We start from the raw sequence: 15554 nt of genomic DNA on the forward strand, positions 1-15554 counted from the left end.
TGAGGCAATGGAAACCAGAGCCAACTACGTCATTGTCGGCATCTTCACGCTGGCCGCGATCCTCGCGGCCTTCGCCTTCGTCTACTGGACCGCCGCGATCGGCGAACGGGGTGAGACGACACTTTTGCGCGTGCGCATTCCCGGTTCCGCTTCGGGCCTTGGCCGCGGCAGCTTCGTGCTGTTCAACGGCGTCAAGGTGGGCGACGTCAAACGGGTCTATATCGACGTCGACAATCCGACCGTCGCCATCGCCGACACCGAGATCGACCGAATGACCCCGATCACCAAGTCCACGCAGGCCGATATCGGGCTCGCGGGCCTTACCGGCCAGGCCAATATCGAGCTCAGGGGTGCCAATCCGAAGGAAGTGAAGCTGCTCGACCAGGCCGAGAAGGAAGGCCGGGTTCCGGAGATCGTCGCAAATCCGTCGGCCGTGACCAACTTGTTGCAGACGGCGCAGAACATCTTCACCCGCGCCGACAAGGTGCTGTCCGAACTCGAGGGCTTCACCAAGGACGTTCGCGGCCCGCTGACGCAGACCGTCAAGAATGTCGAGACCTTCTCCGACGCGCTGGCCAAGAATTCGGACGGCATCGACAAATTCCTGTCCGCCGTGAGCTCGCTTTCGGAGCAATTGCAGAATGTGTCGGGCCGACTCGACAGCACGCTGAAGGCGGCCGAGGGGCTGCTCAACTCGGTCGACAAGGACCGGATCAAGAGCATCGTCGCCAATGTCGACACGGTGACCGCAAACCTGAAGGAAACCTCGAAGCAATTCGACTCCACCATCGACAACGTCAACACGGCGGTTGGCTCGATCAACGACTTCGCCAAGCAGACGCAAGGCACGCTCGCCAAAGTCGACAACGTGCTCGACGGCATCGATCCGGCCGACGTGCGCACGGCGATGGCCAATATCCAGAAGGCGAGCGACAGCGCCAACAAGGCGGCCGCCGACATCGCCAAGGTCACCGACAAGATCGCCAACCGCTCCGACGACATCAACGACACCATCAAGAATGCCCGCCAGCTTGCGCAGCGCCTCAACGACGCTTCGGTGCGCGTCGACGGCATCCTCGAAAAGGTCGACAAGCTTCTCGGGTCCGGCGAGGCCAACGGCGTGATGGCCGACGCCAGGGCGACGCTGAAATCCTTCAAGCAGGTCGCCGACACGCTGAACGCTCGCCTCGGCACCATCACCGACAATCTGGCGCGCTTCTCGGGCTCGGGGCTGCAGGACGTGGAAGCGCTGGTGCAGGACAGCCGGCGGTCCATTAGCCGCATCGAGGAAGCAGTGACCGACCTCAGCCGCAATCCGCAGCGCATCCTGACGGGCGGCGAGGGAGAGGTTCGGCAATTCGATGGCAGGGCGCGGCGTTGACTTCGGATGCTGCGAACGTCAAGAACATGGCTTGCAGCTGTAAGTTGATCGTAAGGTCCGGGGACAACGGGGATCGCGCGTGAAGTCGGGTAGAGGGTGGTTGAAGCCGGTTGCCGCCGCGGCGCTCGTGTTGGCGCTCGCCGGTTGCGCGGCACTGGCAAGCAAACCGGCGCCGCTCGATACGTTCGAGCTTTCGGCTCCTTCGGTCGAAATGCGCGGCCACAGCCGCCGTCAGATCCTGATCGCTCAGCCTTCGGCGCTGAAGGCGCTGGACAGCCAGAACATCGTGATCAGGCCCTCCGACCAGTCGATCCAGTTCCTCAAGGGCGCGCAATGGGCGGACCGCCTGCCGCTGATCGTGCAGGCCAGGCTCGCCGAGACCTTCCAGCGTTCCGGCAGCTTCGCCGGCGTCGGAAAGCCGGGCGAGGGGCTGGCGATCGACTATCAGATCATCGTCGAGGTCCGCTCTTTTGAAGTCCGGGTCAATGGCGGCGAACATGCCGATGTCGACCTGTTCGTGCGCGTCCTCAACGACCGCAATGGCGAGGTGCGCGCCTCGAAGAGCTTCACGGCGAGCGCACCGGTCTCCGGCAGCGGCAATGCCGCCTATGTCGGCGCGCTGGACAACGCCTTCGGCCAGGCGGCAAAGGACATCGTCCGCTGGACGGATTCGGTGATCTGATATCGCTCACTGAGGCGAACGACAGCCGATCTTCGCGCCAAGCCAGAACGAGATGCAGGGCGGCAAGCTTAGCTAAATTAAGAGACGCCGGCGCTGCCCCTCATTGCCCTGCCGGGCATTTCTCCCCGTATAGAGACGGGGAGAAAGACGCCGTCACCAATGATTTCGCCAAACACCAGCGTTGCAGGAAGGGGCCGGCGGACGATCAGCCCCTTCTCCCCGTCACTATACGGGGAGAAGGTGCCGGCAGGCGGATGAGGGGCGGCGCCTACCGACGATATCTATTGCAGATCGCGTCACGAGCTTGCTGCCAGGACAAAAAAGGCGGGCTTTTGGGCCCGCCTTCTTGTGTGCTCTCGCTCCGCCCGGCTTAGTGCAGGCGGCCGCTGGCGTGGGCCAGCATGGTGTAGACCTTGCCGGTGTCCGACGTCAGATAGGTCTGCGCCATGATGTTGTCGCGGTCGTTGCGTGACACGTCCTTGAGCAGTTTCTCGAAATCGTCGCAGTAGCGGTCGACGGCGGCGCGGAACTCGGCTTCGGCCTGATACTTGCGGCGGATCTCGTCGAATGTCTGCTGGCCCTTCAGCGTGTAAAGCCGACGGGTGAAGACGTCGCGCTCGCCGCGGCGATAGCGGTTCCACAACTCGATCGAGGCGTCATGGTCGATGGCGCGCGCGATGTCGACGGACAGCGAGTTGAGCGACTCCATGACATGCAGCGGCGAGCGCTGGGCAGGCGCCGCGCGCGGCGCTTCCGCCGGCGCCGCCGGCTTCAGCTCTTCCTCACGCGAGGCATTGGTCAGGAGATCACGCACCCAGCCGCCCTGCGCCGCGCGGCCGTTGGGATCGCGGCGCGGCGGCGCCTCCGCGGGACGCTCGAGATCGAGCGTGCCGCGCAGCGTCGTCTCGGCGAGCGGTGGCTGCGGCGCGCGGCGCTCAGCTTGAGGCTGAGGCGCCGGCGGACGGCGCAGCGGCTGTTCGGCGGGGCGGGCAGGCGCCTGCGGCGCGGGGCGCAGGGCGCGCGGCTCGCCGGTCTCGCTGCTGCCGCTGCGGCCGGATTTCGCAACGATATCCGACAGTTCCTTGAGCGCGTTGATCTGCTCGGAGACGGCGCGGCGGATAGCCGAGGTCGATTCCTTGGCTTCCTCCGGCATCTCGATGACGCCCTTCTTGAGCTCGGCGCGGGTCAGGTCGAGCTCGCTCTTGATCGAGCCCGCGGTGCGCCGCATCTCCTCGGTCGCGTCGGCGAAGCGCCGCGTCGCCGAATCGACGACCTCGGCGATGGCCGTGCGGATCTTTTCCGCCGATTCCATCGTCCGGCCTTCGGCGTTCTGCATCGTCTGGCCGACGAGGCTCTCGAACGAGCGCATGACCTTCTCGAGGTCTTCCGATTTCTTGACCAGCCCGACGGCAAGGTCTTCCAGCGAAGACTGCCGCTCCAGCGTGTGCTCGAGATTGCTCTGCGCGGAGCTCAGCAGGTCCGAGGCGCTTGACAGCAGGCGGCTGTGCTCGTCGAACTTGGTCGCGATCGAGGCGACCTCGCGCAAGGTCGCCGAGGACAGATCGGTGAGCCGCGTCGTGTTCGAATCGACGAGACGTGCCGAGCTGGCGAAGGTTTGGGCGGCCTTTTCCGTGGTCGTGGCGAAGCTCTGCGTGCTGCCGGTGAGGCGTTCCTCGACCTGGCCGAGATTGACGGCCGCCTGGTCGATCAGTTGACCGAGCTGCGCGCTGGAGGTGGACATGCGGCCGATGAGGTCGGCAACGCTGTCGGCCAGCGTCGAGCGCGCGCCTTCGACCGCCGAAAGCGTCTCGGCGGTTCGGTTGGCAAGCGCGTTGACGAGGTTTGCGTTTTCGCTGCGCAGCTTCTCGGTCGCCCGTTCGGTGACTTCTTCCATACTCCGTTGCAGCTCGGAGCCGCCCTGGGCGAAGCGCTCGACCAGAGGCCGCGCCGTCTCGTCGAGGATCCTCGACATTTCGGCGGAGCGCGCCGCAAGCATGGTGTTGAGCTCGCGGGTGTTGGCGCCGATGGTCTTTGCCGCCTCGTTGGTGCTCTGGCCGATATGCTGGCCGACCGCCGTGAAGGTCTCGGCGATGACATTTGCGCGCGAGATGAGCTGGGCCTCGGCGCCGGAGACCTGCTCGTTGAGCTTCTGGCCCATCGTTTCGGCGCCGTAGGCGAGGCGGTTCTCGACGCTCGCAACCTGCTCCTCGACACGGGCCGCCGCGGCGGCGGCGCTCGACGCCAGCCGCTCGTCGGCACCGGCAAGCGCCTGCTCGATCTCGCGGGCGTGGACGGCGAGCTCCTGGCCGGTCTGCCGGGCACGATCGGCGACGCGCTGCTCGGTGGCGGCGAATGCACCGACAATCGCGTCAGTATGTTCGCCGATGGTCGAGCTGCTGCTGGCGATGCGCGACACCAGGCGGTTGTCCGCGTCGTCGAAGATGCGGGCAATTTCGGACGCCCGCGACGACAACGCTTCCGAACCCTCGGCAATGCGCGAGATCAGATGCTGGTCGGCGGCGTCGAAGATGCGGCCGAGATCCGATGCACGGGCAGCCAGCGCTTCAGCCGATTCGCTGATGCGCATGCTCAGCCGCTCGTCGGCGCCTTCGAAGTTGCGCAGGATGTCGCCGGCGCGTGCCGCCAGCGACTGCGCCGTTTCCACCGCGCGAGCCACCAGCTTCTGGTCCGCGGCGTCGAAAGTGCCGGCGATCTCGCCGGCGCGGGCCGCCAGCTTGTCCGCGGTTTCCTCGGCCCGGGCCATGAGCGAATTGGACGCATCGTCGGCGCGGGCCATCAGCATGCTGGATGTATCCTGAGCGCGCTCGTGCAGGCGGCGGTCGGCCGCCTCGAAAGCATTGGCGATGTCCTCGGCCCTGGCAAGCAGCGCAGCCGAAGTCTGCTCGGCGCGTTCGGCGATCTTGCGATCGGCGTCGCTGAAGGCAGTACCCGCCTGCTCATGCAGGGTGCTGGTGATTTCCATGACCTTGTCGCGCAGGGCGCCGGCAACGAAGACGGCGGTCTTTTCGAGAACGCCGCGGACATTGTCGACACCGGTCGACAGCGCACGTTCCATGGTGCCGGCGCGCTCCTCGATGACGCCGGTCTGGCGGCTGAAGGCCTGCTCGATCTTCTCGACATCGGCAGCGATCGCCGCCGAGATGTCGCTGCTTTTGGCCGCGATCTGGTCGATGTGGCCGGACACGGAGCGGTCGACGTCCTTGCGCGCTTCGGCGAGCTTGGCGAGATCGTCCTCAAGCGCCCGGGCCAGCATGTCGCGGCCCTCCGACAGTTTGCCGACATGGCCGGCAATGACGCCGTCGATCTCGGAGCGGCTTTCGGCCAGCTTCTGCAGGTCGGCTTCGAGCGCACGCTTGAGGATATCGCGACCCTCGGCAAGCTTCTCGACCTGGCCGGAGACCAAGCCGTCGATCGAGGTGCGGCTCTCGGCAAGCTTGGCCAGATCCGCTTCCAGGGCGCGCTTGAGGATATCGCGGCCTTCTGCGAGCTTCTCGACCTGGCCGGCGACCAGCCCGTCGATCGAGGCGCGGCTCTCGGCCAGCTTGGCGAGGTCGTCCTCCAGGGCCTTGGAAAGCGTCGTACGGTCCTGCGAGAGCCTGTCGGCGTGGGTCTGCATGAGGCCGCTGGCATTGGCCATGTCGGCATCGAGGGCGCGCGACAGCTCGGCGCGATGGTCGCTGATCTTCTCCGAATGGTCGACGATGGCACCCTGGATGGTATTGAGGTCCGCCTCCAAGGCGCGCTTGAGGATATCGCGGCCTTCGGCGAGCTTCTCGACCTGGCCGGCGACGAGGCCGTCGATGCTGGAGCGGCTCTCCGCCAACTTGGCGAGATCGTCCTCGAGCGACTTCGACAGCACCGAACGATCCTGGACGAGTCTGTTCTGGTGATCGGAGATCGCGCCGCTGACCGTCTGCAGGTCGGCCTCCAGGGCCTTCGACAGCTGAGCGCGTTCCTCCTGCACCCTCTCGGAATGCCCCGCGATGGCACCCCTGATGGTATTGACGTCCGCTTCCAGGGCGCGCTTGAGGATATCGCGCCCTTCGGCGAGCTTCTCGACCTGGCCGGCGACGAGGCCGTCGATCGAGGCGCGGCTTTCGGCGAGCTTGGCGAGATCGGCCTCCAGCGTCTGCGACAACAGGCTTCGATCGTCCGCGAGTTTGCCGGCATGACTGTCGATCAGGCCACGGATACCGCCGAGGTCGCTCTCCAGCGCGCGGCTGAGTTCGCCCCGGTCTTCGGCGAGCTTGGCGGAATGGGTCTCGATCAAGTTCCGGATGCCGACGATATCGGTCTCGAGCGCTTTGGCGAGCACCGCGCGACCTTCGGCGATCTTCTCGACCTGGCCAGCGACGAGGCCGTCGATCGAGGCGCGGCTGTCTGACAGCTTACCGAGATCGGCTTCCAGCGCGCGCGCCAGAATGTTGCGTCCCTCGGCCAGCTTGCCGACATGGCCAGCAACCATTTCATCAATCAATGTACGAGCTTGCACGAGTTTGCCGGAGTCTTCGTTCAACGCCTGGGACAGGCGGTTGCGACCCTCTTCGAGCTGTTCGAGGTGGCTGCCCAACGAAGCATCGATGGCGGCGCGCGACTCGTTGACCTTGCGCAGGTCCTCTTCCAAGGCGCGCGAGATCAGACCGCGGCCTTCCGCCAGCTTCTGCACCTGATTGGTTACGGCCGCATCGATCTCGGCACGACCCTCGGCGAATCTCGCAAGGTCCTCCTGCATCGCGGCGGCCATGCGGTCGCGGCTCTCGGAAAGCTTTTGGCTGTGGTTTTCGACGGCTTCCTCGATGCCGACGCGGGCATCGGCAAGCCGCTGGATGTCGGCGTCGAAGGAACGCGACACGACGTGGCGTGCGGCCTCCATACGACCGGCGAAATCGGTAGCACGGGCTTCGAGCATGGACGAGGTCGACGAGATGATGTCGGCCATATCCGCGCCGATCTGGGTCTTGCCCTGGTCGATCATCGACGACAGCTGGTCCTTGCTCTCGGCGAAGGTGTGGGCGATCTCGCGGGCGCGCTCGACCAAGGTTTCGTTGATCTGGCGGGCGCGGGCCTCGAGCGCGGCGTTGAGCTTCTGCGTGCCGGTGTCGAGCGCCTCGGCGCGCGTCTGGAACTCGCTGATCAGCGCCTGGCCGCGCTCGGCCAGCGTCCGCTCGATGCCGGTGAGACTCGCTTCGAACTCGGAGCTCAGCGTGCGCGCGGCGCCGCCGAGCAGCGAGACCATGCCGGTGGTGCGGTCGTCGAGCAGATCGGTCAGCGAGCGGGTGAGGCCGTCGGTGGTATCGGTCAGCTTGGCGATGCGGGTGTCGAGCAGGCTGGCGAAGGCCTCGCCCGAGGTCGACAGGCGGTCGGTGATCGTATCGAGCCGGGTTTCCACCGAATCGAAGATCGACATCGAGCTTTCATTGATGCGATCGATCAGCGTGTCGCCGGAATTGTTGATCGTCATCGACAGTTTGGTCGAGGCGTTGAGGATCGAGTCGCGAATGATGTCGCTGGCCGAGCCGATCTCGTCGCGCAGCGTCTCATGCGCGCCGTGTATCGAGGCGCGCACGCGCTCTGCGTGGCTCACGACGGCTTCGCGTTCGCTACCGAGCCCGTCGACCAGCGAGCGGATGCGGGCCTCGTTCTCGGAATAGGAGCGCTCGATCTGGCTGACTTCGCTGTGGACGAGGGTTTCGAGCTCGACGGCGCGCGCCAAAGTGCGCTCGATACCTTCGCCCATGGCCGCCACCTCGCGGCGAACGGCCTGGCCGATCATCATGACGCGGTCCTGGGCAAGGTTTTCCGGCTCGGCAAGGCGGAAGGCCACTTCGGTCATCGATTGCGCGGCGATGCGCATTTCCTGGGCACGCCGGATCATCGCGGCGAAGGCCCAGAACAGAATGACCGGGATAATCGCGGCGACCGCCAGCCCGATCAGCTCGGGGCGGGCGAAGAACTGGTCGAAGGTGCGGATCTTCCAGATGCCTGGGCCGAACAGAAGGTTGGCGAGGCCGCCGGCGCCCGCGATCCAGGCGAGCGAAATGAACGCTATCACCCAGTAGACGGTGCTCGACGCACGCCGGTTGAGGCCGTGCAGAAGCGTCCGGTAATCCTTTTGGCGATCGTCATTGGCCGGCGTGAAAGCGGCAGGAGCCGGCGTGAAACCGTTCGGCTGCGAGGCGCGCGATTCGACCGGGCGCAACTCCGCCGGCTTCGGCTGAGGTGCCGCCTTCGCCGCCTGAGGCTCATTTGCAGGCTCTGATCTCTGGCTGCGGCCTTCGCGCGCCAATTCGTCCGCGGCCGCCGATATCTGGGCCTCGAGATCCTCCATCGACGCCGCCATGTCGAGCCCGCCTTCGTCGCCGTTGAGGTCAAGGTCAAGCGCCTTTTCCAGCTCCGCGGCTACGTCGCTCTCGAGGGATTTGGTCGTCGTCGGTTTCTTAGCCATGCCTTCGCTACCCTGTACTAGCTGCCGCGGGACTTATGATTTTGGCCTGATTCTGGCTTGTCTGGTCCCAGACAGGAGGCTGAAAATGGACGTTCGTATCGTAATGACACACTGGGGTAAAGAAAACATGCATTCCGGGCGATACGTAAAACTTTAAATATAAGGTTAACGGAAGCGTGATTCAGGCTGCCTCCGTGACAACATTTTTCCCGGCCAATCGTTAACCCGATGGCGACGCGGATCGCCTATTTTTGTGGGCGCCAGCCGCCTTTTTAGGGAGTTGCAGTGCGTATGCGTGGCGAGAGTGGAATCGCGTTTTCCATGCCCGGCGGCGACGTGTCGGGAACGGCAGGGTCGCGACCTGTGGATATGGCTCATCTTGCGCGGCAGACGATGGATGACCGCGCGCTCGAACAGGAAGTGCTGGCGCTGTTCGTGCAGCAGGCGCTTTCGGTGCGCGACAAGATCCTCGACGCCGATGCCAAGGAACGGGTGCTGCTTGCACACAGCCTGAAAGGCTCGGCGCGCGGTATCGGCGCCTTTGCCGTCGCCGAATGCGCCGCGACCATCGAAAAGCAGCCCGAGGACGCCCGCACCGTTAAGAAACTTGGCGTATTGATCGAGGAAGTGCGGGACTTCATCGCCGCCATCAGCCGCTAGCGCCGGCAAAGCGCGCCTTCTGAAAAAACGTCATGCGGTGGCGTTTTCGCGCCGCAGTTGACTTGTCCGGTGGAGTGATTATCTCGGCTGCGACTCCTCAGGTGACAAATGACCAAGCTGACTTACATCGCCAATGACGGCACTCAATTCGACGTGGAGGCCGAGAACGGCTCGACCGTCATGGAAAACGCGATCCGCAACGCAGTGCCCGGCATCGAGGCGGAATGCGGCGGCGCCTGCGCCTGCGCGACCTGCCATGTCTATGTCGACGAGGCTTGGACAGCCGAAGTCGGCGAGCCGGAAGCGATGGAGGAGGACATGCTGGACTTCGCCTACGACGTTCGGCCGAACTCGCGCCTGTCCTGCCAGATCAAGGTGCGCGACGCGCTCGACGGTCTTGTCGTCCGCGTGCCCGAGCGCCAGGGCTGAACCAACTCTCGATTTTCCAATTTTGCCCGTGGCTGCTTGGCAGCGGGCTATAGGTCATGCACTGTCCCCACCATTTCACTACAGCGCCGCGCGCCCTCTTGGACGCGCAAAGGATACTGTAGCACTTTGATTGGCGCATGATCCTTTCCGAAAATCGATTCCGATTTTCGGGGTCATGCGCGATGGGGCGGAGCTGATGACGGACATGATCAAGACGGACGTACTCATTGTCGGGGCAGGGCCAATCGGCCTGTTCGCCGTATTCGAGCTCGGCCTCTTCGATATGAAATGCCATCTCATCGACATCCTCGACCGTCCGGGCGGGCAGTGCGCCGAACTCTACCCGGAAAAGCCGATCTACGACATTCCCGGCTGGCCGATGATCACGGCGCAAGGCCTGGTCGACAAGCTGATGGAGCAGATCCATCCGTTCAAGCCGGAGTTCACCTTCAACCGTATGGTCTCCAGCCTCGAGAAGCTCGAGGACGGCAGTTTTCGCGTCACCACGGACGAGAACGAGGTGTTCGAGGCCAAGGTGGTGGTGATCGCCGCAGGCGGCGGCTCGTTCCAGCCGAAGCGCCCGCCCATCCCGGGCATCGAGGGCTATGAAGGCAAGAGCGTCTTCTATTCGGTCCGTCGCATGGAGGATTTCCGCGGCCACGACCTCGTCATCGTCGGCGGCGGCGATTCGGCGCTCGACTGGACGCTCAACCTGCAGCCGATCGCGAAAAGCGTGACGCTCGTCCACCGGCGCCCGGAATTCCGGGCAGCGCCCGACAGCGTCAACAAGATGTATGCCATGCAGGAGATGAAAGAGCTGGAATTCCTGGTCGGCCAGGTGAGCGGCCTTGCCGGCGCCGACGGCGAGCTGTCGTCCGCGACGATCAAGGGCGGCCCGGACGGCGACATCGAGGTGCCTTGCACCCGCATGCTGCCATTCTTCGGTCTCACCATGAAACTCGGGCCGATCGCCGAATGGGGGCTGAACCTGCACGAGAACCTTATCCCGGTCGACACCGAGAAATTCCAGACATCGGTTCCCGGCATTTTCGCCGTCGGCGACATCAACTCCTACCCCGGCAAGCTCAAGCTCATCCTGTCAGGCTTCCACGAGGTCGCCCTGATGGCGCAGGCCGCAAAACGCATCGTCAGCCCCGGGGAACGCATCGTCTTCCAGTACACGACCTCGTCGACAAGCCTGCAGAAGAAGCTAGGCGTCCACGAATAGCGCGTTGCGGGAAATCAAGCGCGCTACTCCGAGAGCACCGGCGCGGCGTGCTCGGCCTGGCCGCGCAACGGCTTTTCCGGCATCAGCGCCAGCGCAATCAGCGCCAGGACAAGCGTGATGCCGGCGGTGACGAAGATCATCACGAAAGGTGTCACCGAGGTGACCTCGATGCGGGTTAGCGAGCCCTCCGCTGCGAGCGGCAAGCCGTAGCCGAGCGCGACGGCGCCGAGCATGGCAACGCCAAGTGCGCCGCCCAGCGAACGCAGGAAGGTCAGCACCCCGGTCGCGACGCCGAGATGCGCGCGGTCGACCGCGTTCTGGACCGAGACGGTGCTGACCGGGAAAGTCGTTCCGGTGCCGAGGCCGATCAAGGTCGTCAGCACCTCGACTTCGAGCAGCGAAGCGTGGCCCGCAATGGCACTGAGCGCGCCGATGCAAAGGATCGCGAAGGCGATGCCGAACATGGCGATGCGCTTGTAGTGGACGAAGCGCGGGATGGTGCGGCCGCTGAACGTGGCGCCGGCGACGGTGCCGAGCAGCAGTCCAAGCATGGCCGTGCCGGACTCGCTGACCGAGAGCCCGACGACCGCCTGCAGATAAACCGGCAGATAGACCGAGATGCCGATGCTTGCCGCCTGCAGCAGGAACATCGACAGCGTGCCGGCGAGCACGATCGGATTGCTCAGCACTTCGAGCGAGACCAACGGTTCGGCGGCGCGGAGCAATCTGACCGCGAACAGCGCCCAGAACACGGCCGAACAGGCCACCAGTCCAAGGATTTCCGCAGAGAGCCAGGGATAGCTGCTGCCGCCCCAGTTGAGCGCCAGGAGCAGCAGCGCCGTGGCGATCACCAGCAGCGCTGCGCCAAGCCCGTCGATGCGGTGGTGTTTCGCCGCAATCGGCAGCTTCTTCAGCGGGTTGTTGATGATCGCCATCGCCAGGAAGCCGAGCGGCAGGTTGATCCAGAAGATCAGCGACCAGTGCAGGTGCTCGGCGAAGGTACCGCCGAGCAGCGGCCCGGCGACGCTGGCGACCGCCCATGTGCCGGCAATCCAGGCGGCGTAGCGGGCCCGCTCGCGGGGCGGTACGAGGTCGCCAATGACAGTCTGCGTCAGGGCGAACAGGCCGCCGCCGCCAGCGCCCTGGATGGCGCGACCGATGACCAGCACCAGCATGTTGGGGGCGAGAGCGCTGACCAGCGATCCCAGGAGAAAAATGAGCACAGCGGCATAGATGACCGGCCGGCGGCCATAGACATCGGAAATCTTGCCGTAGAGCGGCGCCATCGCTGTCGCCGTCAAAAGATAGCCGGTGACGATCCAGGGCAGATATTCGGCGTGGCCGAGCGCGCGGCCGATCGTCGGCAAGGCGGGCGCGACGATGGTCTGGTCAAGCGCCGCCAAAAGCATCGACAAAAGCACGCCGCCGATGATGGCGTTCTTCTCGCTCTCGCTCATCGGCGGCGCGGCTGTCGTTGCCGTGCGATTGTCGACGGTCTGGTCCATGCGTTATTCTTTCAAAGGCTGGCGCGCGGTCCGCAAGAAGCGATCCGTCAAGGGCGTCTTCCGCCTGTCGTTCGTGTCTCGGTTTCCAAAGCCCGCCTCGGGCGAACCCGGTATATGTCGTTCGATATAGGCCGTTTTCGACCGCCGCTCGCAAGTTTTTCGGATCTGGCACTATGTTTCGCCGGCATTGGCTTTCGCCGGCACACCGATCCGGCAGTCAAGCCGGCGGCAGTTGGCCGCTTTGGATGCGCTGCATCCGGTAGCGCAAAAGCCGGATGATCCGGCTTTCAAAGTTGACGCCTTCGACACGGTCGAACTGGACCTGGGCGCGATCGTGCCTGGCGAGGATGGTAGCCGAAATCTCGGCGGCCTTCGCCTTCGCGGCTTCGCAGGTCTTTTGCGGATAAGTCGCTTTCAGCGCGTCCTCGAGTTCACGGGCATGGTTCTTGGCGATCTCGACATGGCGCTCCTCGTGGCGCTTGATGTCGGCCGAAAGCGTGTCCCAGAACAGCCTGACGTCCGGATCGGCCTTGCGCGGCCGCCGCCATTCCGGAAGGATCACCTTGACCTTCACGGTCACCTGCGCATTCGCGATCCGGCAGGAATTGGCCGTCTGCGCGTAGCTGACGCGCGTGGTGAAAGCCATCTGCGTGGCGCCAGGATGCCTGGAGCCGGTGCTCTTTACCTCGGGACCGTTTTTCGTCAGCTGCTTTTCGATGTCGTCCAGCGTGCGGCCGCCGACGCTGAAATAGCTGTAGGTCTTCACCAGGCTAGCCGCGCCGGCCGGCATGGCGGCGAGCGAAAAGATCAGGGCGCAGAGCAGGGAACGGTTCATCATGTTGCCTCTTCAGCCACCTTGCTTTACGGCCGTTGCCGGCGCAACGGAATTGATTTCGCGCGGATCACGCATGGTTGATGGACAATGACGACAAGGCGATGGCAGCTCGCGCACGGACGCCATCTCGACCTCGGCCCGAAAGCGGTCGTGGTCGGCATCCTCAACGTCACGCCGGATAGTTTTTCCGACGGCGGGCTGTTCATCGCGCCGGAGAAGGCGATCGCCCAGGCGCGTCGCATGGCGGAAGAGGGGGCGGCCATCATCGATGTCGGCGGGGAATCGACGCGGCCGGGTTTTGCCCCGATCACCGCCGAGGAAGAGCAGGGGCGGGTGCTGCCGATCATCGAGGCGCTCGCGGGATCGGGCGAGGCGCTGATTTCGGTCGATACCTATCGCGAGGACACCGCGCGGCGCGCCGTCGCCGCCGGCGCGCATATCGTCAACGATGTCTGGGGCCTGCAGCGCGAGCCCGGCATAGCGCGTGTCGCGGTCGAGACCGGCGCCGGCCTCATCATCATGCATACCGGACGCGAACGGCAGAAGCTGCCGGACGTGATCGAGGACCAATTCCTGTTCCTGCGCAAATCGCTGGAGATTGCGCGCGCCAGCGGCGTTGCCGACAGCCAGATCGTGCTCGATGCCGGCTTTGGCTTCGCCAAGGAAACGACTGAGGAAAATCTCGATCTGATGGCACGGTTCTCCGAGCTTCAGGCGCTCGGCTTTCCGCTGATGGCGGGGACGTCGCGAAAGCGTTTCATCGGCGGCGTCACCGGGCGCGAACCTGCCGGGCGAGCGGCCGGCACCGCGGCCACCAGCGTCATCCTGCGGCTCAAAGGGGCCGATCTTTTTCGCGTCCACGATGTCGCAATCAACGTGGATGCGCTGGCGGTGGCCGATGCTATGCTGGCGCGAGAAAACGACATTTCTCCCGGACGCTGACCATGTATGTCATCCGCATGAAGAACTGCGCCTTCTTTGCCCGGCACGGCGTGCTGGACGAGGAGGAGACGCTCGGCCAGCGTTTCTATGTCGACGCTGAACTGACGGTCGAGCCCAGCCGCCCGCTGGAGGAAGACTCCATCGAGGACACCGTCAATTACGGCATCGCCTTCGCGGTGATCGAGAAGATCGTCACCGGACACCGCCGCTTCCTGATCGAAGCGCTGGCGCTGGAAGTGGCGAAGGCGCTTGCCGCGCGGTTTCCGCAGATCAGGAAGGCCGAGATCACGGTGCGCAAGCCGAACGCCCCGGTGCCGGGCGTGCTCGATCATGTCGAGGTGACCGTTGTCTGGCCCCAATAGCGCCGTCTACCTCAGTCTCGGCGGCAATCTCGGCGACCCCGCGAAATCCATGGCCGCGGCGCTGCGCATGCTGGACGGCGACGACAAGACGCGCGTCACCGCCGTCTCCTCGCTTTATCGCACGCCGCCCTGGGGCAAGCTCGACCAGCCGGATTTCCTCAACGCCGCGGCCGCGATCGAAACGGCGCTGTCGCCGCGCGCCTTGCTCGACCTTTGCCTGGACGTCGAAAGGCGGTTGAAGCGGGTGCGCGAGGAGCGCTGGGGGCCGCGCCTGATCGATATCGACATCCTGGTGTTCGGCGATCGGGTGATCCACGAAACCGGGCTCGAAGTGCCGCATCCGCGCATGCTGGAGCGGGCCTTCGTGCTGGCGCCGCTGGCCGAGATCGCGCCCGACCTCGTTGTCGGCGGCAAAAGCGTGTCGGAACGGCTCGGCGCCGTCGACATTTCGGGGATAGAGCGCCTGCCGTCGGGCCGGGAGTGGTGGCTTAATTAACTCCGAAATCGATCAGCCGGAGAAACCGCCGCCGTCGAGAAAGGCCTTTTCCTCGGGCGTCGTCTCGCGGCCGAGCATTTTGTTTCGATGCGGAAAGCGGCCGAAGCGCTGGATGATTTCCAGATGCTCGTTTGCGTATTTGAGGTAGTCCGGCGCCCTGGCTGCGGTTAGGTCCACGGAACGCTGCTGATCCGCAAGCGCTTCGGAATGCTCGAAGGGCAGATAGAGGAAGACGCGAACGACCTCGTCGAGGGCCAGATCATGGCCTGCGGCGATCGCCCTGTCGGCGAAATGCCTGGCCAGCGGATCGGTCGCATACATGTGCCCGGTGCCGCGGAAGCAGTTGCGCGGAAACTGGTCGAGCAGGATCATCAGCGCCAGCGATCCTTCGGCATGCGCGTTCCAGTCGTCGCATTCGCGCCTGGCGGCGGCATGGTGGAACTCGAGGAACTGGTTGCGGAAACCCGCGTCGAACGCGTCGTTCTTCTCGAACCAGGCGTCCTCGCCGGCGTCGCGCCAGAATTTGGTGACGGAAAGCGCCCGCGCGTCGAGCTCTGCCATGTGTTCC

12 protein-coding genes are annotated in these 15554 nt (G+C 64.8%); 8 read left to right on the forward strand and 4 right to left on the reverse strand.

Annotated elements, in window-relative coordinates:
- Positions 1–7 precede the first annotated feature (7 nt).
- The gene (locus ABID26_RS25800; RefSeq protein WP_292301718.1) at positions 8–1381 is read left to right on the forward strand and encodes an MlaD family protein; all 1374 of its coding nucleotides are present in this window, start codon (positions 8–10) and stop codon (positions 1379–1381) included.
- Positions 1382–1460: 79 nt separating this feature from the next.
- Positions 1461–2063 carry an ABC-type transport auxiliary lipoprotein family protein gene (locus tag ABID26_RS25805; RefSeq protein ID WP_126100526.1) on the forward strand — a complete coding sequence of 201 codons (603 nt, stop codon included), beginning with the start codon at positions 1461–1463 and terminating at the stop codon, positions 2061–2063.
- Positions 2064–2433: 370 nt separating this feature from the next.
- Here the strand turns inward: ABID26_RS25805 and ABID26_RS25810 are convergent, their stop codons facing one another.
- Positions 2434–8529, reverse strand: a complete 6096-nt coding sequence (locus ABID26_RS25810) for a kinesin (protein ID WP_292373592.1) — start codon at positions 8527–8529, stop codon at positions 2434–2436.
- A gap of 291 nt (positions 8530–8820) precedes the next feature.
- On the opposite strand from ABID26_RS25810, the gene ABID26_RS25815 reads away from it, so the two are divergent.
- The 3 genes from ABID26_RS25815 to ABID26_RS25825 all read left to right on the forward strand — a co-directional run bounded on the left by ABID26_RS25815 (position 8821) and on the right by ABID26_RS25825 (position 10846).
- Complete coding sequence (locus ABID26_RS25815) at positions 8821–9189, forward strand: Hpt domain-containing protein (protein ID WP_126102725.1); 369 nt, start codon at positions 8821–8823, stop codon at positions 9187–9189.
- A gap of 108 nt (positions 9190–9297) precedes the next feature.
- Complete coding sequence (locus ABID26_RS25820; protein WP_126100524.1) at positions 9298–9618, forward strand: 2Fe-2S iron-sulfur cluster-binding protein; 321 nt, start codon at positions 9298–9300, stop codon at positions 9616–9618.
- 196 nt (positions 9619–9814) lie between these two features.
- Positions 9815–10846, forward strand: a complete 1032-nt coding sequence (locus ABID26_RS25825) for an NAD(P)/FAD-dependent oxidoreductase (protein WP_292304216.1) — start codon at positions 9815–9817, stop codon at positions 10844–10846.
- A gap of 23 nt (positions 10847–10869) precedes the next feature.
- Here ABID26_RS25825 and ABID26_RS25830 read toward each other — a convergent pair whose 3' ends face one another.
- Both ABID26_RS25830 and ABID26_RS25835 read right to left on the reverse strand, forming a co-directional pair.
- Complete coding sequence (locus ABID26_RS25830) at positions 10870–12351, reverse strand: MDR family MFS transporter (protein ID WP_126100522.1); 1482 nt, start codon at positions 12349–12351, stop codon at positions 10870–10872.
- 217 nt (positions 12352–12568) lie between these two features.
- Positions 12569–13189, reverse strand: coding sequence for a DUF922 domain-containing Zn-dependent protease (locus ABID26_RS25835; protein WP_292304214.1), 621 nt, complete (start codon positions 13187–13189; stop codon positions 12569–12571).
- Positions 13190–13273: 84 nt separating this feature from the next.
- Between ABID26_RS25835 and folP the strand changes: the two genes are divergently transcribed.
- The 3 genes from folP to folK are packed head-to-tail and all read left to right on the forward strand — an operon-like array spanning position 13274 to position 14986.
- A complete protein-coding gene (folP, locus tag ABID26_RS25840; protein WP_126100520.1) occupies positions 13274–14128 on the forward strand; it encodes a dihydropteroate synthase in 855 nt (284 codons plus the stop codon).
- A gap of 2 nt (positions 14129–14130) precedes the next feature.
- The gene (gene folB / locus ABID26_RS25845; RefSeq protein WP_126100519.1) at positions 14131–14490 is read left to right on the forward strand and encodes a dihydroneopterin aldolase; all 360 of its coding nucleotides are present in this window, start codon (positions 14131–14133) and stop codon (positions 14488–14490) included.
- On the forward strand, positions 14474–14986 hold the full coding sequence (gene folK, locus ABID26_RS25850) for a 2-amino-4-hydroxy-6-hydroxymethyldihydropteridine diphosphokinase (protein WP_292304211.1): 513 nt from the start codon (positions 14474–14476) through the stop codon (positions 14984–14986). Before folB ends, folK begins: the two co-directional genes overlap by 17 nt.
- Positions 14987–14998: 12 nt before the next feature.
- On the opposite strand, the gene ABID26_RS25855 is transcribed toward folK, so the two are convergent.
- Complete coding sequence (locus ABID26_RS25855) at positions 14999–15547, reverse strand: DUF924 family protein (protein ID WP_292304209.1); 549 nt, start codon at positions 15545–15547, stop codon at positions 14999–15001.
- Positions 15548–15554 lie beyond the last annotated feature (7 nt).

The sequence above is a fragment of the Mesorhizobium shonense genome (assembly GCF_040545255.1).
Classification (GTDB): domain Bacteria; phylum Pseudomonadota; class Alphaproteobacteria; order Rhizobiales; family Rhizobiaceae; genus Mesorhizobium; species Mesorhizobium shonense.